The sequence below is a fragment of the Isoptericola sp. NPDC057559 genome, from assembly GCF_042801555.1.
Classification (GTDB): domain Bacteria; phylum Actinomycetota; class Actinomycetes; order Actinomycetales; family Cellulomonadaceae; genus Isoptericola.
This window is the reverse complement of record NZ_JBHVFQ010000009.1, coordinates 94,494-113,161: the sequence shown is the minus strand read 5'-3', so window position 1 is coordinate 113,161 and position 18,668 is coordinate 94,494. Positions and strand designations below refer to the sequence as shown.

Genomic DNA, 18,668 nt, shown 5'->3' with positions numbered 1-18,668 from the left:
CGCCGCATGACCTCACCGCAGCTGCTGCCGCTCGGCCCTGCCCCGCGCCCGACGTCGGGCGACGACCTCGCCGCCCGGCTGCGCGCCCTCGCCGTCCGCGCGGCCGGCCCCGGCGTCACGGGCCTGGACCGGGCCCAGGTGCGGGCGGAGCTCGACGGCGCGGACGTCGCCTCGCTCGAGCTGGACCTCACCGGGGTCGCGTTCGGCGCCCAGCAGAAGGCGCCGGGCGTCGAGTGGTCGCCCGCGACGGTCGTGTCGCGCGAGGAGGGCACGGTGCGGCGGCTGCGGGTGGACGCCCACCCGCTCACCGCCGTCGACCTCCCCGTCGACGTGCTCGTCGAGGCCGCGGGCCTGCGGTTCGCGTGGGTCGAGGGGTCGGACGGCCAGGTCGGGTTCGAGCCGGTCGAGCCCGACGACGCGCACCCGGTCACCGGGCAGGCCAGCGTCGCCGTCTCGCGCGCGGGCCTCGTCGCGACCGTGCACGGCCTGCTCGCCGTCTCGCTGCAGTCGCAGGGCATCACGCTGAGCGACCTGGACGTGCAGATCGACTCGCACGGCCCGCGCGCGGCCGGCCTGCGGATCGAGGCGAAGATCCGCAAGGGCTTCCTGTCCGCGGGGGTGTCGGCGACGGCGTCGGCGTCGATCGACGCGCAGATGGTGCTCACCGTCGGCGACGTGCGCATCTCCAGCGGCAACCCGCTGGTCGCCGCGCTGCTCGGCGCCGTCCGCGGCCGCGTCGAGGCCGCCGCGAACCAGCGCCACGACCTGGCCGCGGCCCTGCCGCCCGGCATCCACCTCTCCGACGTGCGCCTGGACGTCGGCGAGGACCTGGTGATCACCGCCCGCCTGGGCTGACCGGCCCGGCCGGTGTCGGCGGGCCGTGGCAGATTCGTGGTGTGCCCGACAGACCCGACGTCCCGCCCGAGCTCGTCGACCGCCTCCGCGGCCTGCTGCGCTTCCCGGAGTGCGCCGAGGAGGACGCCTGGACGGGCGTGCGGTGGCGGGTGCGCCGCGCCACGGTGGCGCACGTCTTCGGCGGCGAGGACCAGCTGTTCCGCGTGACGTTCCGCGCGGACCCTCAGGAGGTGCAGGCGTTCGAGCACCTCGGCGGCCCGTACTTCCGCACCGGCTGGGGCAGCAACGTGGTCGGCGTCCTCCTCGACGCGCGCACCGACTGGGACGAGATGGCCGAGCTGCTCACCGACTCCTACTGCATCCAGGCGCCGCAGGTGCTGGCCGACGCGGTCGCCCGGCCGGGGCCGGCCGGGTGACCGCCGCCGTCAGAGCGTGACGGACGTGCCGACCAGCACCAGCTCGGACGTGTGCGAGCCGGCGACGCCGACGTTCGCGGGACGCTCCACGAACCCGGGCAGCTCCTCGAGCCCGCCGCCGGCGGCCACGACCCGCAGGTCGAGCGGCTGGCCCGCCGGGACGGTGAGGACGACCTCGAACCCGTCGGCGCCCGGGGCGTAGAAGCGGGTGTCGAGGGCGCCGGCGTCGACCGGGACCTCGCGGCCGGCCACCGTCGCCGACCCCACCCCGCGGGCGTTGAGCTGCACGTACCGCAGGGCGTCGCTGGTGCCGATCCGCGCGCCCTCGCCGGGCGTCACGCGCAGGGTGAGGCGGCGCGCGTCGCCGGCGGGCTCGGTGTCCACCACGTCGACGACGGGGGCGGGCAGGTCGGTCGCCTCGGCGGGGCCCGCGTGGACCTCGTCGGCGAACATCGGGAACGGCTCCGACAGGTCGGTCTCGGTGTCCACGTACTGCGCGGTCCAGTCGCTCGGGTCCTCCTCGTCGGAGACCCAGTGCGCGGTCCCGGTGTCGGCGTCGAGGGCGTACGCGAGGCGGGTGGGCTCGGGGTGCTCGGCGTCGAACGGGTCCGCGACGAAGCCCACGACGAGCGCGCCGACCGCGACGGCGGCGCACGAGCCCACCAGGCCGAGCCCGACGCGACGACCGCGCGGCAGCAGCACCGCGAGCACCGGCGCGAGGGCCAGCCCGAGGAGCGCCGCGACCACCGCGGGGGCGGCCCCCGTGGCCAGCCCGAGCGCCGGGAAGAAGAGGAGCACGATCGGCACGAGGACGACCACGCCGACGCCCGCCCCGACCGTCACGGCGACCCGGCGGCCGACCGTCCCGGGCGCCGCCGTCACGGCGACGAGGCCGGCCACGGCGCCCGCGAGGGCCGGGATCGCGGCGAGGTAGGAGCCGCCGGGGGTGACGGCGGCGAGCACGACGCCGAGGACGGCGAGCCAGCCGAGCGCCCCGACGGCGAGCGCGGGCCCGCCGAGCGAGCGGCGCAGCCCGACGAACCAGGCGACGAGGACCGTCGCCACGATGCCCAGCAGGGCGACGCGGAAGCCCCACGGCCGCCACGGGTCGAGCATCTCGCCGTATCCCGGCCGCACGGCGACCATCAGCCACCACAGGCCCATCGAGCCGACGACGGCACCGACGAGCGGGACCAGGGCCGACGCGAAGCCGAGGGCGAGGCGGCCGGCGGAGGTCCGCTCGCCGCGGACCTCGCCGCGGCGGGCGAGGACGACGGCGAGGGCGCCGACGGCGACCACGGCCGCCACGGCGAGCGGCCACACGAGCCAGCCGGGGTAGCGCGCGAGCACGCCGCCCGGCAGCGGGAAGTAGGTGGCGTCGTCCGACGCGGGCCGCGCGAGGGCCGCGGCGTCGCCGTTCCCGAGCTCGCGCGCGAGGGCCAGGGCGTTCGACCCGTGGTGCTGCAGGCTCGCCAGGGACATCCGGTCGGGGGTGTCCTGGGGCGCGTGGTAGGTGGCGGAGCCGTCGATGTACGCGGAGTTCAGGCCGGTGAAGCGGCCGTCCGGGTCGTCGAGGAACGGCGAGAAGTCCGTGTCGTTGGGCAGGATCCGGTACACCTCGACGGCGAGCGAGCTGCCCACCGGGTAGGGCACCTTCGCGTAGGCGTCGACGAGGGCGGCGTTGCCGTCGGACGTCTCGAACATGATGGCCGGGCCGGACGAGCCACGGGCCTCGACGTTGACCACGACGCCGCCGTCGGCCGCCCGCGGGTCGGCGTGCGCGAACGCCTCGGCCCCGCAGAGGCAGGCCTCCTCGGCGTCGGTGAAGACGAGGACGACGTCGTTGCGCAGCGGCTCGCCGGCGCCGAGCGCCCGGGCGGTCTCCAGCAGGGTGGCGACCCCGGCCCCGTCGTCGTTGGCGCCGTGCGACACCTCCGCCGAGTCGTAGTGCGCGACGAAGAAGACCGGCCCGGTGGAGTCGGTGCCCTTGATCGTGGCGACCACGTTGGTGGTCGCGGCGACGCGGCTCTGGTCGCCCAGGCGCCCCGACATGCCCACCCCTTCGGTGACGTCGGGGTCGAGCCCGAGGTCCTCCAGGTCGGCGACGATCCGCTGGCGGACGTCGGCCGCGGCGGCCGTGCCGTGCGGGTGCACCTCGGTGCCGATCGCCTCGACGGTGGCGAACGCGCGCTCGGCGCTGAACTCGTCCGCGGCCGCGTCGGCGGACCGCGGCGACGGCGGCAGCACCGACCACACGGCGAGCGCCGCGAGGACGAGGAGGAACAGGGAGCACGCGAGCGACGTCGCCCACGACCGGGTCTGGATCACGCGCGCAACCTAGCCCTGCGCCCCTCCCGTGGCCCAATCGTGACCCGCCGCCGCGCGCTCCCCTCCCCCGTCACGGGCGCGCGACCTGCAGCCGGCGCGTGTGCGGGCCGGTCCACTCCAGGCGCACCACGCCGGCCACCGCGCCGTCGGCGACGCGCGCCGGGTCCGCCCAGTAGCCGTTCGCCGGGTTGCGGAAGAACGTGGCCCAGACGTCGCCGTGCTCGTCGACGAACATGTTGTTGTGGCCCGCGCCCACCCCCGCGGTCCAGCGCTCGGAGTACGGCCCCTCGAAGTGGTCGGCGACGGCCACCACGGCGTCGTACTGGTCCTTGGCCCCGGTGCCCTCGAGGTACGACCAGCGGGGGTCGGCGTCGCCGGACCGCCACGCCCACGCGGCGTGCATGAGGTAGTAGCGCCCGCGGTACTTCTGCACGTAGGCGCCCTCGAGGTACGGCTCGGGCGCGTACGGCGTCTGCCGGAACTCGGGCAGGTCCGTGGGCGTGGTGATGTCCTCCATGTCGTCGGTGAACCGCGCGTAGAGGTCGTTGTGCAGCACGAGCCACGCGGCGTCGCCCTCGCTGAACATGCTGCCGTCGATGTGGTGGTACGCGCCCGGCTCGATGAACGCCGGGCCCCCGACGAACGGCTCGCCGAACGGCTTGTCGACATTGCCCTCCGCCAGCCGGTACGGGCCCTCGAGCCCGCCCTCGCTCACCAGCAGGAACGACCCGACCTTGGTCGAGTGGTCGCCCATGCACGCGACGATGTACCAGGTGTCGCGGAAGCGGTGCACCTCGGGCGCCCACACGTTGCCGCGCTTGCCGAACCGGCCGTCGTCGGTCCAGTACTCCTGCCACGGCGCGACGACGGTGCGCCCCGGCGCGTTCTCGCCCACGAACTCGGGCGACCACACCTTGCCCCGCGCGGCGCCGGGCCGCACCCCGGTGGTGTCGACCAGGGTCCACGGGCCCTCGAGGGCGGGCGCCGTCCACAGGTAGAGCCCGTCGTTCCAGGGCGAGGCGTTGGGCCGCCCGGCCGCGCGCGTGGTGCCGGTCGCGACGTAGACGGACCGGCCGTCGACGTCGAACCGGTTGACGTACGTGTCGCGCATCCAGACGCGGCCGAGGTCGGCGTCCTGGGGCCGCAGCTCGAGGTCGAGCACGAAGGAGTTGTCGTCCCGGAGCCACAGCTCGGACCGGCCGTCGGCGGCGCCGTACGGCCGCGGGTCGGGCCAGGCCGGCGGGAACGGGCCGCCGGGCGCTCCCCCGCCCGCCGCGGGCGCGGCGGGCCCCGGCGCGTGCGGCGCGGCAGCCGCGGCCTCGCCGCTCAGCGTCACCGCCGAGAGCGCCCCGACGGCTGCCGCCCCCATGAACTCGCGTCGCTTCATGCCTGCGCTCCTGTTCCCTCGGTCGTGCGGTCGGTCCTGCGGTCGGTCCTGCCCGGCCCGGCGAGGCCGGCGGGGACGGGCTGGCTCGGGTGCGGGACGTCGTCGACGGCGGCCTGGGCGTGCCACAGGTCCACCTCGAGCCGCGCACGGACCCTCGCGTACGCGGGGTCGTCGGCGACGTTGCGCAGCTCGTCCGGGTCCGCCACGAGGTCGAAGAGCTCCCACTCGCCGGGGTAGGTCGCCGACCCGGTGCCCGGCAGCCCGAGCCCGTCGTTGTAGTAGTAGACGAGCTTGTGGCGCTCGTCGCGGTAGCCGTAGTGGGCCGGGGCCTTGTGGTTCCCGTCGTCGTGCTCCCAGTACCGGTAGTAGAAGCCGCGCGGCGGCGGCGTCGCCTCGGGCTCGCGGCCCGGCTCGCGGCCCCCGCCGAGGTCTCCCCAGCACGACCGGCCCTGCATCCGCGGGTGCGGGTCGACGCCCACGGCGTCCAGCAGGGTGCGCGCGAGGTCGACGTTCGTGACGATCCCGTCGAACCCGCCGCCCGCGGGCAGGCGGCGGGGGTAGGACAGCACGAACGGCATGCGGATCGACTCCTCGTACATGAACCGCTTGTCGAACCACCCGTGGTCGCCGAGGAAGAACCCCTGGTCGGAGGAGTACATGAGCAGCGTGTCGTCGAGGTCGCCCCGCGCGCGCAGCCAGTCGGTGACGCGCCCGACGTTGTCGTCGACCGACGCCACGCAGCGCAGGTAGTCCTCCATGTACCGCTGGTACTTCCACAGCGCCAGCTCGTCGTAGGAGAGCCCCGCCGGCGGGTCCACCTTGAGGTCGGTGGAGCTGAGGTGGTCCGCGATCCGCATCGCGGCCCGCCGCGCCGACGACGTGCGGGTCGCGTAGTCGTCCGTGAACGTCGCGGGCACGGGGATCGGGTCCGCGTACAGGTCCGCGTGCCGGGCGTCGGGCTCCCACGGGCGGTGCGGCGCCTTGTGCCAGATCAGCACGCACCACGGGTCGTCGCCCTCCAGCGACTCGACCCAGCGCAGCGCCAGGTCCGTGATGACGTCCGTCGCGTACCCCGGCTCGGTCCGCAGCCCGCCCGCCGACAGGAACGTCGGGTCGTGGTACTCCCCCTGGTCGATGAGGACGTCCCAGTAGTCGAAGCCCTGCGGGTCGTGCCCCGTCCCGTCGCCCATGTGCCACTTGCCGACGACGGCGGTGCGGTAGCCGGCCTCGCGCAGCCGGGACACGAACGTGGGCTGGCTCGCGTCGATCGGCGTGGAGAGCGTCGTCACGCCGTTGACGTGCGAGTACGTGCCGGTGAGGATCGACGCCCGCGACGGCGTGCAGAGCGAGTTCGTCGCGTAGCAGCGGTCGAGCCGGCGCCCGAGCGCCGCGATCTCGTCGATCCGGGGCGTCGTGTTCACCACCGACCCGTACGCGCCGATGGCGTGCGCCGCGTGGTCGTCGGTGAGGAGCAGGACGACGTTCGGCCGCCTCACGCCGGCACCTCCCCCGCGTACGTGGTCTCGTCCAGCCCGGACTGCGTGGGGTCGTGGTCCACGTCGCCGACGTCGTACATCGTCGTCATCCAGTGGTAGAAGTTGTCGCCGCGCTCCCGCAGCACCTGGTACAGCCGCCGCATGAGCGCCCGGCGCACGGGCGTCATCTCCGGGTGCCGGTAGACGTTCGACAGCTCGTCGGGGTCCGTGGCCAGGTCGTACAGCTCGTTCGTCGAGTCGGGGTTCACCACCAGCTTGTACCGGTCGGTGCGCAGCATCCGCTGCGGGTACGGGAAGTGGTGGCCGTGGAACTCGCACACGATGTCCTCGGCCCAGCCCGCCTGCCCGTCCGGCTGCTCGCCGCGCACCAGCGGGAGCAGGCTGCGCGAGTCCACCGCGGGGGCCGGGTCGATGCCCGCCAGCTCGAGGATGGTGGCCGTGCAGTCCAGCAGGCTGACGAACTCGGTGCGCACCTGGCCCTCCGGCCCGCCCGGGACGCGCAGCAGCCCCGCGGTGCGGTAGATGTCCTCGTACATCGCCGGGCCCTTGTCGTGCAGGCGGTGCGCGCCGGTGAACTCGCCGTGGTCGCTCGTGAAGAACACGGCCGTGGAGTCGACCAGCCCCAGCCGCTCCAGGGCGTCCATGACGCGGCCGATCTCCCGGTCGATGAGCGCCACGTAGCCCCAGTAGACGGCGATGAGCTTGCGGGTCGTCTCGATCGGCATCGTGTCGAACGTCCAGTGCGCGCTGTAGTTCGCCTGCACCGGGGGCTTGCCCGCGAACGTCTCCGCGATCGAGCGCGGCAGCTCGACGTCCGCCGGGTCGACGAGGTCGAAGTACTCGTCGGGCAGGATGTACGGCAGGTGCGGCCCGAAGAAGCTCAGCTCCAGGAAGAAGGGCCGCGCCCCCGAGCGGAAGTCCTCGGCGTACCGCTCCAGCAGCTCGATCGTCCGCGTGGCGAGGTAGTGCTCGAAGGTCGCCTCCACCGGCTGGTGCAGGCGCGCGGCCAGCAGGTTCCCCGGCCCGCCGTTGGGCAGCGTGCCGCGCACGCGGTCGCTGATCGCGTACGGCGGGAGCCCGTGCTCGTCCAGGTACGCCAGGTAGTCCGGGTGGTCCACCGGGTTGTGCCACCCCGGCAGCTCCGGCCCGTCGAACCCGAACGCCCCCGCGTCCTTCTGGGTGCCCGCGTGCCACTTGCCCACGAGGCCCGTGTGGTAGCCGTGGGCGCGCAGCGCCTCGACGAACGTGAAGGTGCCCTCGGCGAGGTCCTCGAGGTAGCCCACGTTGCGCTCGTGGTTGGCCAGCACCCGGTGCCGGAACGGCGCCTGCCCCGTGAGCAGGCTCGCCCGCGCCGGCGTGCAGATCGCGGTGGGCGTGTACCACCGGTCGAACCGCGTGCCGCCGGCCGCGAGCGCGTCCAGCACCGGGGTGTGCGCCAGCGCGTTCCCGTAGGCGCCGAGCGTGTCCGCGCGGTGCTGGTCGGTCATGAGGAACAGGACGTTGGCCGGCCCCGCGGCGCCGTCGGCCACCGGCGTCACTTCCCCGCCCCGACGAAGAGGTCCCCGGTGTAGAACTCGCTCGGCTCCACCGCCTCGGGCAGCTGGCCCGCCTGCACGAAGTAGTCCTCCATGCCCGACAGCCAGGTGTCGAACGTGCCGTCCTGCGTGTACCCGTCGAGCTCGTCGAGGCTCAGCACCTGCACGTTCGCGGCGTCGGCCTTCACGTCCTCCACCGGCAGGTCGTTGAAGTCGGCGGTGAGCTGGATGGTCTCGTCCAGGTGGTCGGCCCGGTAGGCGATGGCGTCGCGCAGCGCCCCGAGCACGCGGTCCACCTTGTCCTGCTCCTTCGCGACGACGTCGTTGCCGGCCACGAACGCCGTCGGGAACGCCACCGTGTCCTTGAAGTCGCTGTTCTTGGCGAGCTCCACAAGGTTCGGCACCTGCTTCTTCACGGTGGCGAGCGCCGGGTACCAGAGCCCGGCTCCGTCCACCTTGCCCGACGAGAGCGCCGCCACGATCGCCGCCGGCTCCATCGGGACGATCTCGACGTCGTCCTTCGTCATGCCCGCGGCCTCCAGGGCGAGCGTGAGGATCATGTCCCCGGAGGTGCCCTCGGGGATGGCGACCTTCTTGCCCGCGAGGTCCTGGATCGAGTCGATGCCGGGCTGGGCGACGACGCGGTCGGCCTGGCCGAGCGAGTTCATCGCGACGATCTTGGCCTGGCCGGACGCCGGCAGCCAGAACGCACCGGGCCCGATGTACCCGAAGTCGAGGTCCCCGGTGCCGAGGGCCTGGATCTGCAGCGGGCCGTTGGTGAAGGACGACGTCTTGACCTCGACGCCGTGCTTCTCCCACAGCCCCTGGTCCTCGGCGACGGCGAGCAGGCTGGTGCCGTTGAAGTCGGGGATGTACCCGAAGTTGACCTCGACGGTCGCGTCGTCGGCCGTGCCGCCGCCTGCGCCGTCGTCGCCCGAGCAGGCGGTGGTCGCGACGAGGGTGGCGGCGACGAGGGCCGACAGGGCGGCCGCGCGGCGCGCGGTACGGGTGAGTCGCATGGGATGTCCTTCGGGTCGGGGTCGGTCGGGTCAGCGCGCGGCGGACGCCGAGGTCTGGTGGTACACGGAGTGCCACACGCGGTTGCGCAGCGCGGCGAACTCGGGGCTGAGACGCACGTCCTCGGTGCGCGGGTACGGCAGGTCGACGTCGACGACGTCGTAGACGCGCCCAGGGCGGGCGGCCATCACGACGACGCGGCGGGCCAGGAAGACCGCCTCGTCGACGTCGTGCGTGATGAACATGACGGTCCGCTTCTCGCGGCTCCACGTCTCCAGGAGCTGCTCCTGGAGGTTCACGCGCGTGAGGGCGTCCAGGGCGCCGAAGGGCTCGTCCATCAGCAGGATCGACGGGTTCACCGCGTAGGCGCGCGCGATCGCGCACCGCTGCTTCATGCCGCCGGAGAGCATCTTGGGCAGGGCGTCGGCGAACTGCTCGAGCCCGACGAGGCGGATGAAGTGCTCGGCGCGCTCGCGCCGCTCCGCCCGGCCGAGGCCGGCCACCTTGAGCCCGAACTCGATGTTCTTGCGCACCGTGAGCCAGGGGAAGAGCGCGTACTGCTGGAAGATCACGCCGCGCTCCGGGCCCGGGCCGGCGACCTCGGCGCCGTCGACGAGGGCGTGGCCCGACGTCGGCTCCTCCAGCCCCGCGAGGATGTTCAGGAGCGTCGACTTGCCGCAGCCGGACGGCCCGACGACGGTGACGAACTCGTTGTCGGCGATGTCGAGGGACACCCCGTCGAGCGCGACGAACTCCTCGTTCCTCAGGGCGAACGTCTTGCGGACGTCCCGGACCGAGATCTTCGCGGTCGACGCGGGCGCCGCGCCGGGGGTCGCGGGGGTCGTGGTGGTCATCGCCGCTCCTGCCATCCGGTGAGCCGGGTCTCCGCGAGCAGCAGGAGCCGGTCCATGACGAGTCCGAGGACGCCGATCACCACGATGCCGACGAAGATCGTCGCGATGTCGTAGTAGAGCTGCGCCTGCTGCATCCGGTATCCGAGCCCGGCCTGCGCGGCCAGCAGCTCGGCGGCGACGAGGGTCGCCCAGGCGGACCCGAGGCCCACCCGCATGCCGACGAGGATGAACGGGGTCGACGCCGGCACGACCACCCGCAGGAAGATCGTGCCGTCCTTCGCCCCGAGCACCCGGGCGGCGTTGATGAGGGTGCGGTCGACGCTCACCACGCCCTGGTAGGTGGAGATCACGCAGGCGAGGAACGCCGCGAGGAAGATGACGAACACCTTCGGCAGCTCGCCGATGCCCATCAGCACCAGCACCAGGGGCAGCAGCGCCAGCGGCGGGATCGTCCGGAAGAACTGGATCCACGGCTCGAGCAGCCCGCGCGCCACGGTGTACCAGCCCATGAGGAAGCCGACGGGCACGGCCACGAGGGAGCCGAGGAGGAACCCCGACAGGACGCGGCCGAGGCTGGCCAGCACGTCCTCGGCGAGGGTGCCGTTCGACCACAGCTCGGCGGCCTTGGCCACCACCTCGGGCGGCGTGGGGAACTGGAAGCCGTTCAGGGCGAGCAGCCACCAGACGCCGATGCCGCCCACGATGGAGACGGCGTTGAGCAGGCGCAGGGAGGCGCGGCGGGACAGCCGCCGCCGGGGCCTGCCCGGCGCGGGGCTCCCCGCGGCGGGCGCGCCCGCGAGGTGCGGGGACGGTCCCGGCACGGCGCCGGCCGGGACGTCCTGCGTGGGGCCGGGCGACAGCCCGGGAGACGACGCGGTCACGGTGCGCTCCTTCGCAGCGGGGGACGGTCGGCCGCCGCGGGTGCGGGGTAGCCGGCGAGCAGGGGTGAGGAGTGGAACAGCGCGGCGAGCGCGCCCAGCGCGCCCCCGCGGTCGCCGAGCTGGCTGGCCCGCAGCACGCGGGGCAGCTCGGTCGGGACGGAGTAGAGCTCGTAGCGCAGGGTCGCGGCCGCCTGCTCGACGAGGGCCGGCGCCACGTGGGCGACCTCGCCGCCGACCACGACCTCGACCGGGTCGAGCACCATGGCCGCGGCGCCGAGCACGCGCCCCAGGGCGGTGCCCGCCTCCCGCAGCACCGCGTCGACCACGGGGTCGGCGCGCTCGACGGCGACGGCGAGGTCGTCGAGGTCGCGGACGTCCGCGCCGCGGTCGCGGCAGGCGGCGAGGATGGCGGGCACGGACGCGACGGTCTCCAGGCAGCCCCGCTTGCCGCAGCGGCACACGACGCCCGTGGGGTCGGCGGTGACGTGGCCCAGCTCCCCGGAGAATCCGCGGGCGCCGCGCACCAGCCGCCCGGAGACCACCAGGCCGCCGCCGACGCCGTCGGACAGCCGGACGTACACGAGGTCGCTCGGCCCGTCGGGGCGGGAGACGGCCTCCGCGAGGGCGGCCAGGCGCGTGTTGTTGTCGAGGACCACGGGCGTGCCGAAGCGCCGGGCGAAGGCGTCCTCCACCTCGCCGGGCGCGGCGTGGCGGTGCCAGGAGACGGGCACGCTGCCGGGGCCGCCGGCGTACGGCCCCGGCACGCCGATGCCCACGGCCTGCAGCGCGCCGAAGTGCAGGCCGTGCTCGGCCACGAGCCCGTCGATCAGGGCGAACGCCAGGTCCACGCGCGCCGGCCAGGGCTCGTCGTCGTAGGGCTGCACCCCGGACGCGATGATCTCGTGGGAGGCGTCCGCGACCGCCACGTGCACGCGCCGGTGGCCGAAGTCGACGCCCAGGTACTGGCCGGCGGCGGGGTCGAGCGCGAGCCGTTCCGCGGGTCGGCCGCTGCCGCTGCGGGTCGCCGCGTCGGTGTCGATGACCACGACGGCCCCGCGCTCCAGCAGGCTGGCGGCGATCTCGGACAGCGTCGTGCGGGACAGCCCCACCCGGCTCGCGAGCTCCGACCGGCTCAGGGCTCCCCCGGAGCGCAGGGCGGCGAGGACCCGCTCCTCGTGGGTGCGCCGCACCAGCGCGTGCACCCCTGTCGTCGTCGACATGCGGGCGACGCTACGAAGCCCGGATTTTTCCGTCAACGACCCGGCAGAATCCAATCTCCGCACGTCGGCGGTGTTGGCAGAATCCGCGGGACGTGTCCCCCTGCCGGGCCCACCGGCCCCCGTTCTCGACATGGCGGCGACGTTAGGGGGCGCCGAATTCCTCCGGCTAGACCCCGGCGGAATTCCCGAGTAATTCCATCGGACATCCACGAAATAGCCACGATCCGAGGGTCCGGGCGGACCGCGCCGGGACGGTCGCGCCGACCGTGGTTGGATCGGCCCGTGCGCGCGATGACGTTCGACCGGTTCGGCGGCCCCGTGACGGTCCACGACCTGCCCGAGCCCACCGCGCCGCCCGGCGGCGTGGTGGTGCGGGTGCACGCCAGCGGGCTGTGCCTCAGCGACTGGCACGGGTGGGCGGGCCACGACACCGACATCACCACCTTCCCCCACGTGCCGGGCCACGAGCTCGCGGGCGTCGTCGCCGCCGTGGGCGGGGGCGTGACCCGATGGCGGGTCGGCGACCGGGTGACCTCGCCCTTCGTCTGCGGCTGCGGGCGCTGCGGCTGGTGCCGGTCCGGCCAGGCGCAGGTCTGCCCCGACCAGACCCAGCCGGGCTTCACGCACGCCGGGTCGTTCGCGGAGCTCGTCGTGCTGCACGCCGCCGACACGAACCTGGTGGCGCTGCCCGACGACGTCGACGACGCCACCGCCGCGAGCCTCGGCTGCCGCTTCGCGACGGCGTACCGCGCCGTCGCCGGCCGCGCCCGCGTGCGTGCCGGCGAGCGCGTCGTCGTCGTGGGCGCGGGCGGGGTGGGCCTCAGCGCCGTGATGGTCGCGGCCGCGCTGGGCGCGGAGGTCGTCGCCGTCGACCGGCACGAGGGCGCCCTCGAGGCGGCCCGCCGGGCGGGGGCCGCGCGCACGGTGCTCGCCGCCGAGGGCCTGGACGTGCCCGCCGCGGTCCAGGAGCTCACGGGCGGGTGCCACGTGAGCGTCGACGCCGTCGGCAGCGAGCGCACCTGCGCGGACGCGATCGGGAGCCTGCGGCGGCAGGGGCGGCACGTGCAGGTGGGCCTGCTGCCGCCGGTCGACGGCCACCCCCGCGTGCCGATGTCGCGCGTGATCGGCTGGGAGCTCGACGTGCTCGGCAGCCACGGCATGGCCGCCGCCGACTACCCGGAGATGCTGGCCCGCGTCGCCGACGGCACGCTGCGCCCCGCCGCCCTGGTCGACCGCGTCGTCGGGCTGGAGGAGGGCGCGCGCCTCCTGCCCGGGCTGCACGACACCCCGCGCGCCGGGATGGTCCTGGTCGACCCGCGGCGCTGAGCGACCCGGCCGCGACGGCGCGGACCGACGTCGCGGAGATCACCCCCGCGGCCGGCGGGCGGGCGTGGCTTCCCGGCGGCACCGCGGATATGCTGGGCGGCGGCCTGAGCAGCAGCGGCGACCGCCGCACACGACGAGGGAGGTGCACGCACATGACCCGTAGCGAGCCTCCCAGTAGTCCGAGCCGCGACTGACGGCTCCCCCGCCCGGTCCGTCCGGGCGGCCGCGACGCGCGCACCGTCCGCGTCACCCCCCTCCGAGCTCCCCCGCTCCCCCGTGGCACGCCCCGGGACGACGTCGGGGCGCCCTCGGCCGAGCCGCAGTCGCGGGACCGATGCACGCCGCCTCGCCCCTGCACGCCCTCGGAGTCCGCCATGGCCCTCACCTCCAGCACCCGCACCGTCCGCACCCGCCCCCTGCTCGGCGCCCTGCGCCCCCGCCGCGCCACCCCGGCGAGCGGCGCGGGCGGCCGCCTCGGCAGCGCCCGCCGCGACACGGACCGCCCCGACGCCGACCGCCTCGACCGGCGCGACCTGCCCGGCCGGTCCTCGATCGTCGAGGCCGCCCTCTACGACGCGGACGGCCGCCGCGTCGCCAGCTTCACGCGCCTCGCCGAGGTGTTCCGCGAGCTGCGCTCCCGCCCCGGCGGGATGGCGTGGATCGGCCTCGAGCGGCCCGACGAGACCGAGCTGGCCCAGCTCGCGCGCGAGTTCGACCTGCACCCGCTCGCCGTGGAGGACGCGATCGTGGCGCACCAGCGCCCCAAGATCGAGCGCTACGGCGAGACCCTGTTCGTCGTCCTGCACGCCGCGCGGTACGTGGACGCGACCGAGGAGGTCGAGTTCTCCGAGCTGCACGTGTTCGTCGGCCCCGACTTCGTCGTCACCGTGCGGCACGGGGCGTGCCCCGACCTCGCCGCCGTGCGCACCCACCTCGAGGCGCACCCGGGCATGCTGGCCCGCGGCCCGGAGTCCGTGCTGTACGCGATCGTGGACCGCGTCGTCGACGACTACGCCCCGGTCGTCGCCGGCCTGGACGCCGACATCGACGAGATCGAGTCCGAGGTGTTCGGCGGCGACGCGGCCGTGTCGCGGCGCATCTACGAGCTGTCCCGCGAGGTGGTCGAGTTCCAGCGCGCCGTGCGGCCCCTGCAGCGCGTCTGCGGCTCCCTCGCCAAGGGCGCGGAGAGGTACGGCGTCACCGAGGAGATGCAGGCGTACCTGCGCGACGTCGCCGACCACCTCACCGAGGTGGCCGACCGCGTCGAGTCGTTCCGCGCCGCGCTGCGCGACATCCTCACGGTGAACGCCACGCTCGTCGCGCAGCGGCAGAACGAGGAGATGACCCACCTCACCGAGGTGAGCATCCGCCAGGGCGAGGAGGTCAAGAAGATCTCCGGCTGGGCGGCCATCCTCTTCGCCCCGACGCTGGTCGGGACGATCTACGGGATGAACTTCGACATCATGCCCGAGACGCACTGGTCGTGGGGGTACCCGGCCGCGCTCGTCGCGATGCTCGGCGTGAGCGTGGCGCTCTTCGCGGTGTTCCGCTGGAAGCGATGGATCTGAGCCGCACGGTGGTCGCGCGCGCCGCCGCCGGTCGCGGTCGCTAGGGTCACGGGGTGACCTCGACCCCGGCGCCCGCCCCCGGCACCCCGACGACCGACCACGGGGGGCTCAACCCCGCGACCCGCACCCTCCTGTCCCTCGGCGCCGCCGTCCTGGTCCTCGCGGGCATGTACTGGGCGAGGGACGTCCTCGCGCCGGTGTTCCTCGCCGCGGTGATCGTGATCATCTGCCACCCGGTCCGGCGGCCGCTCGAGGCGCGAGGATGGCCGCGCTGGCTGGCGACGACGGCGGTCATCGTCGTCGCCTACCTGATCCTCGCGGCGCTCATCGCGATGCTCTTCTTCGCCGGCTACCAGTTCGCGGGCCTCGTCCGCGAGTACGTCGGGCAGCTCCAGCAGTCCATCGACGAGATCGCGACGCAGCTGTCCGCCCTGGGCTTCGACGCGCAGCTCGCCGATGCCGCGTCGTCGTTCCTCGAGCCGTCGCGCATCCTCGCCCTGGCGGGCAGCGTGAGCAGCGTCGCCCTGTCGATCGCCACCGCGCTCTTCTTCGTCCTCGCCTACGCGATCTTCATGGCCGCCGACGCCGCCCGCTACGCCACCGCGTCCCGCGTGTTCGGCGCCACGCACGGCGCGCAGATCGGGCGGGCCACCAAGTTCAGCTCCGGGGTGCGGCGCTACTTCGTGGTCAACGCGACGTTCGGTGCGGTCGTCGCGGTCGTGGACGGCTTCGCCCTCGCGCTCCTCGGGGTGCCGGCGCCCGTCGTGTGGGCGATCCTCGCGTTCGTCACCAACTTCATCCCGAACATCGGCTTCGTGCTCGGCCTCATCCCCCCGGTCATCATGGCGTTCGTCGTCGGGGGCTGGCCCCTGGCCCTCGGGGTGATCGCGGTCTACTGCGTCGTCAACGTGGTGCTGCAGGTGCTGGTGCAGCCCAAGTTCGTCTCCGACGCCGTGAGCCTCAGCCTCACGCTGAGCTTCGTGTCCGTGGTCTTCTGGACCTTCGTCATCGGCCCGCTCGGCGCCATCCTCGCCATCCCGCTGACCCTGCTGGTCCGCGCGCTGGTGCTCGAGGGCGACCCGCTCACGGTGTGGCTGCGCTGGCTGTCCGGCGACGACGTGACCCCGGCCGACGAGCTGCCCGCCGCGGCCGTGCCCGCCCTCGCGGCCGCCCCCGTCGCCGCGGTCGCCGCCTCCGGGTCTGGCACCGCGCCTGCGTCGCCCGGGACGACGGCGGCCGCCGCGGCCCGGGGCGGCAACCACACCCCCGACCCCTCGCACCCCGCGGTCGACCGGGTGCGCGCCGCGCTCGACGCCGCGGGCGCCGACGGCGAGGTCCGCTGGCTCGACGACCACGCCACCACCGCCGCCCGGGCGGCGGAGGCCCTCGGCGTGCCCGTCGGGGCGATCGCGAACTCCCTGGTCTTCACGCTCGACGACGAGCCCGTGCTCGTCATGACCAGCGGCGCGCACCGCGTCGACACCGACTTCCTCGGCGCCCGCCTCGGCGGGCGGCTCGCCCGCGCCGACAAGGACACCGTGCGCGACGCCACCGGCCAGGTGATCGGCGGCGTCGCGCCGGTCGGGCACCCCGCGCCCGTGCGCACCCTGGTCGACGTCGGGCTGCGCGACCACGACGTCGTGTGGGCGGCCGCGGGGCACGCCCGCACCGTCTTCCCGACGTCGTTCGACGAGCTGGTGCGGATCACGGGCGGCACGCCGACGCCGGTCGTGCCGCCCGCGGAGTGACCCGCCGGGCGCCCCGCCCGGGTCAGTAGCCGAGCGCGTCCAGGGCGGCGTCGGCCATCGCGCTCTCGCCGCGGGCGTTGGGGTGCACCGGCACCACGTTGGTGCCGAACAGCAGCGGCTCCACCCAGCGCTCCCCGGCCGGTGCGCACGCGTCGCGCCCCTCGCTGCGCTCCGCCAGGTCGACGAACGTCGCGCCCGTCTCGTCGGCGGCGCGCTCGACGACCCGGTTCAGCGTGGCCTGCAGGTCGCGCAGGTAGGGCACGTCCCCGGCGGCGACCGGGAGCTTGGCGAAGCAGCCCTTCTCCTGGGGCACGATCCACGGGTAGCCGAGGATCGCGACGCGCGCGTGCGGGGCGCGGGCCCTGATGTCCTCCAGCGCCTGCCGCACGGCGGGGTACGTGGACTCCTCGACCTGGCGGGTGAACCGGTCGCCGTAGGTACGTTCGCACGGGTTCCCGTGGCCGGCGGTCAGCGCGCCGATCGAGCCGCAGGCCAGCAGGGCCCCGATGAACGTGCTGTTGTCGTTGCCCCCGATGGTGAGCGTCACCAGGTCGGTGTCCGCGGTGACGGCGTCGAGCTGCGGCGCCACGCCGGGGTACTGCCGCGACGTGAGGTCGGCGGTCTGCGCGCCGCCGCACGTCACGTCCACCACGCCGACGTCGAGCCGGTCTGCCACGACGTGCGGATAACTGAGCGTGCTGCGGAGGCACGCGAGCGGGGCGCGCAGGTCCGCCGGCAGGATGCCGGAGCCGGCCGAGTACGAGTCGCCGAGCGCGACGTACCGGTCGGGGGCGGGCGTCGCGCCGGCGGGGGCCGCGGCGGCGACCAGGGCGGCCGCGGCGACTGCTGCGGCCGAGAGCGCCGCGAGCGCGGCGCGGGCGGTGCGGGTGGTGCGGGTGGTGCGGGTGGTGCGGTGGCTGTGTCGTGCGTGCTGCTGCATGAGACCACTCCCTCGTGTGTCCGCAGGCGCTCCTCGTCGAACGCCGAGACCGAGTATCACGAGGTGCGACGCCGTCCACCGCGCGACGCGCCGACGATCCTTGCCCCCGGCATCGGCGGCCGCCGCGCGGCCGCTACCAGCCGCGCAGACGGTCGGGCACCACCCGCAGCAGCACCGCGTACTCGGCGCGGAACTGGTCCGGCGTCATGCCCAGGCGCCGGATCGGCCCGGCGTACCGGGCGTCGAACGCGGCCGCCTGGTGCGCGGTGAGGCCGCCGTCGTCGACGGCCGCGCGGCCCACCAGGACGACGACGTCGTCGCCCACCTCGTCGGTGCCGAAGTGCAGGGCGACGCGCGGGGACCGCCGCACGTTGCGCAGCTTCGCCGTCCCGGGCCGGGACAGCAGGAGGACCTCGCCGACGCCGTCGTCGCCCGGCTGCCAGAGGAACCACACGGGCGTGGGCTGCGGCGTCCCCGAGGGGTCCACGGTGGTCAGCCACACGACCTCCTCGGTGCGCAGCCGCTCGGCGGCGCGCAGCCCGTGGGGCGTCGACAGGTCGACGGGCGCGGGCCGCGCGGTCGAGGTCGTCGCGGCGGTCGTGGGCGGCGTACCGGGCGGGGGCGTCGTCGTCATGGCAGCAGGCTCGCAGGTGCGGCGCGTCGTGCCTAGCGTGGAGTGGGGCGACCCCGCCCCCCATCCGCGAAGGAGCACGACGATGGCTCACGGCGACATCACCCACATCGACATCCCCGTGACGGACCTGGACCGGGCCAAGGGGTTCTACGCCGGCCTGTTCGGCTGGCAGATCCAGGCGCCCCCCGGGTTCGAGGACTACCCGATGTGGCGCGCCCCCAACCAGATCAGCGGCGGCGGCCTCGCGCCCCGCGACGGCGGGTTCGACCAGCCCCGCAGCTACGTCGAGGTGGACTCGATCGACGACACGCTCGCCAAGGTGACCGACCTGGGCGGCACGGTGCTCATGGAGAAGAGGGAGATCAGCCCCACCAGCTGGTGGGCCGTGCTGCAGGACCCGGACGGCAACCGGATCGGCCTCTACGAGGGCACCACCGACGCCGGCTGACCCCGCGACGCGCGA

Annotated in this window: 16 protein-coding genes and 1 pseudogene; 7 read left to right on the top strand and 10 right to left on the bottom strand. The window is 74.8% G+C overall.

Annotated elements, in window-relative coordinates:
• Positions 1 to 6: 6 nt before the first annotated feature.
• A complete protein-coding gene (locus tag ACFU5J_RS11225; protein ID WP_430578761.1) occupies positions 7 to 855 on the top strand; it encodes a hypothetical protein in 849 nt (282 codons plus the stop codon).
• Positions 856 to 896: 41 nt separating this feature from the next.
• A complete protein-coding gene (locus ACFU5J_RS11220; RefSeq protein WP_430578760.1) occupies positions 897 to 1,271 on the top strand; it encodes an MmcQ/YjbR family DNA-binding protein in 375 nt (124 codons plus the stop codon).
• Positions 1,272 to 1,280: 9 nt separating this feature from the next.
• On the opposite strand, the gene ACFU5J_RS11215 is transcribed toward ACFU5J_RS11220, so the two are convergent.
• From ACFU5J_RS11215 to ACFU5J_RS11180, 8 genes are all read right to left on the bottom strand, one after another.
• Positions 1,281 to 3,599, bottom strand: coding sequence for a M28 family peptidase (locus ACFU5J_RS11215; RefSeq protein ID WP_430578759.1), 2,319 nt, complete (start codon positions 3,597 to 3,599; stop codon positions 1,281 to 1,283).
• A gap of 70 nt (positions 3,600 to 3,669) precedes the next feature.
• Complete coding sequence (locus ACFU5J_RS11210) at positions 3,670 to 4,986, bottom strand: family 43 glycosylhydrolase (protein ID WP_430578758.1); 1,317 nt, start codon at positions 4,984 to 4,986, stop codon at positions 3,670 to 3,672.
• Complete coding sequence (locus ACFU5J_RS11205; protein WP_430578757.1) at positions 4,983 to 6,482, bottom strand: sulfatase; 1,500 nt, start codon at positions 6,480 to 6,482, stop codon at positions 4,983 to 4,985. The genes ACFU5J_RS11210 and ACFU5J_RS11205 overlap by 4 nt, the downstream gene beginning before the upstream one ends.
• On the bottom strand, positions 6,479 to 8,011 hold the full coding sequence (locus tag ACFU5J_RS11200) for a sulfatase-like hydrolase/transferase (protein WP_430578756.1): 1,533 nt from the start codon (positions 8,009 to 8,011) through the stop codon (positions 6,479 to 6,481). The genes ACFU5J_RS11205 and ACFU5J_RS11200 overlap by 4 nt, the downstream gene beginning before the upstream one ends.
• 5 nt (positions 8,012 to 8,016) lie before the next feature.
• Positions 8,017 to 9,036, bottom strand: coding sequence for an aliphatic sulfonate ABC transporter substrate-binding protein (locus ACFU5J_RS11195; RefSeq protein ID WP_430578755.1), 1,020 nt, complete (start codon positions 9,034 to 9,036; stop codon positions 8,017 to 8,019).
• Positions 9,037 to 9,066: 30 nt separating this feature from the next.
• Positions 9,067 to 9,888 carry an ABC transporter ATP-binding protein gene (locus ACFU5J_RS11190; RefSeq protein WP_430578754.1) on the bottom strand — a complete coding sequence of 274 codons (822 nt, stop codon included), beginning with the start codon at positions 9,886 to 9,888 and terminating at the stop codon, positions 9,067 to 9,069.
• A complete protein-coding gene (locus ACFU5J_RS11185; protein ID WP_430575071.1) occupies positions 9,885 to 10,769 on the bottom strand; it encodes an ABC transporter permease in 885 nt (294 codons plus the stop codon). Before ACFU5J_RS11185 ends, ACFU5J_RS11190 begins: the two co-directional genes overlap by 4 nt.
• Complete coding sequence (locus tag ACFU5J_RS11180; RefSeq protein ID WP_430575070.1) at positions 10,766 to 11,989, bottom strand: ROK family protein; 1,224 nt, start codon at positions 11,987 to 11,989, stop codon at positions 10,766 to 10,768. Before ACFU5J_RS11180 ends, ACFU5J_RS11185 begins: the two co-directional genes overlap by 4 nt.
• A 282-nt stretch (positions 11,990 to 12,271) precedes the next feature.
• On the opposite strand from ACFU5J_RS11180, the gene ACFU5J_RS11175 reads away from it, so the two are divergent.
• From ACFU5J_RS11175 to ACFU5J_RS11160, 4 genes and pseudogenes are all read left to right on the top strand, one after another.
• Entirely contained in the window at positions 12,272 to 13,315 is a 1,044-nt protein-coding gene (locus ACFU5J_RS11175; protein WP_430578753.1) for an alcohol dehydrogenase catalytic domain-containing protein, read from the top strand.
• Between the two features lie 374 nt (positions 13,316 to 13,689).
• Positions 13,690 to 14,883, top strand: coding sequence for a magnesium and cobalt transport protein CorA (locus ACFU5J_RS11170; RefSeq protein ID WP_430578752.1), 1,194 nt, complete (start codon positions 13,690 to 13,692; stop codon positions 14,881 to 14,883).
• Positions 14,884 to 15,050: 167 nt separating this feature from the next.
• Positions 15,051 to 15,890: pseudogene (locus ACFU5J_RS11165) on the top strand (AI-2E family transporter); the annotation flags it as partial.
• Between the two features lie 288 nt (positions 15,891 to 16,178).
• Positions 16,179 to 16,631: a YbaK/EbsC family protein gene (locus ACFU5J_RS11160; RefSeq protein ID WP_430575375.1), complete on the top strand. Its 453-nt coding sequence runs from the start codon at positions 16,179 to 16,181 to the stop codon at positions 16,629 to 16,631.
• A 22-nt stretch (positions 16,632 to 16,653) separates the two neighbouring features.
• Here the strand turns inward: ACFU5J_RS11160 and ACFU5J_RS11155 are convergent, their stop codons facing one another.
• Positions 16,654 to 17,571: an SGNH/GDSL hydrolase family protein gene (locus tag ACFU5J_RS11155; RefSeq protein ID WP_430578751.1), complete on the bottom strand. Its 918-nt coding sequence runs from the start codon at positions 17,569 to 17,571 to the stop codon at positions 16,654 to 16,656.
• 133 nt (positions 17,572 to 17,704) lie between these two features.
• Positions 17,705 to 18,205 (bottom strand): TIGR03667 family PPOX class F420-dependent oxidoreductase, encoded by a 501-nt coding sequence (locus ACFU5J_RS11150; protein WP_430575066.1) that lies wholly within the window; start codon positions 18,203 to 18,205, stop codon positions 17,705 to 17,707.
• An 82-nt stretch (positions 18,206 to 18,287) separates the two neighbouring features.
• Here ACFU5J_RS11150 and ACFU5J_RS11145 point away from each other — a divergent pair, with 82 nt between their 5' ends.
• Positions 18,288 to 18,653 (top strand): VOC family protein, encoded by a 366-nt coding sequence (locus ACFU5J_RS11145; protein ID WP_430575065.1) that lies wholly within the window; start codon positions 18,288 to 18,290, stop codon positions 18,651 to 18,653.
• Positions 18,654 to 18,668: the final 15 nt, after the last annotated feature.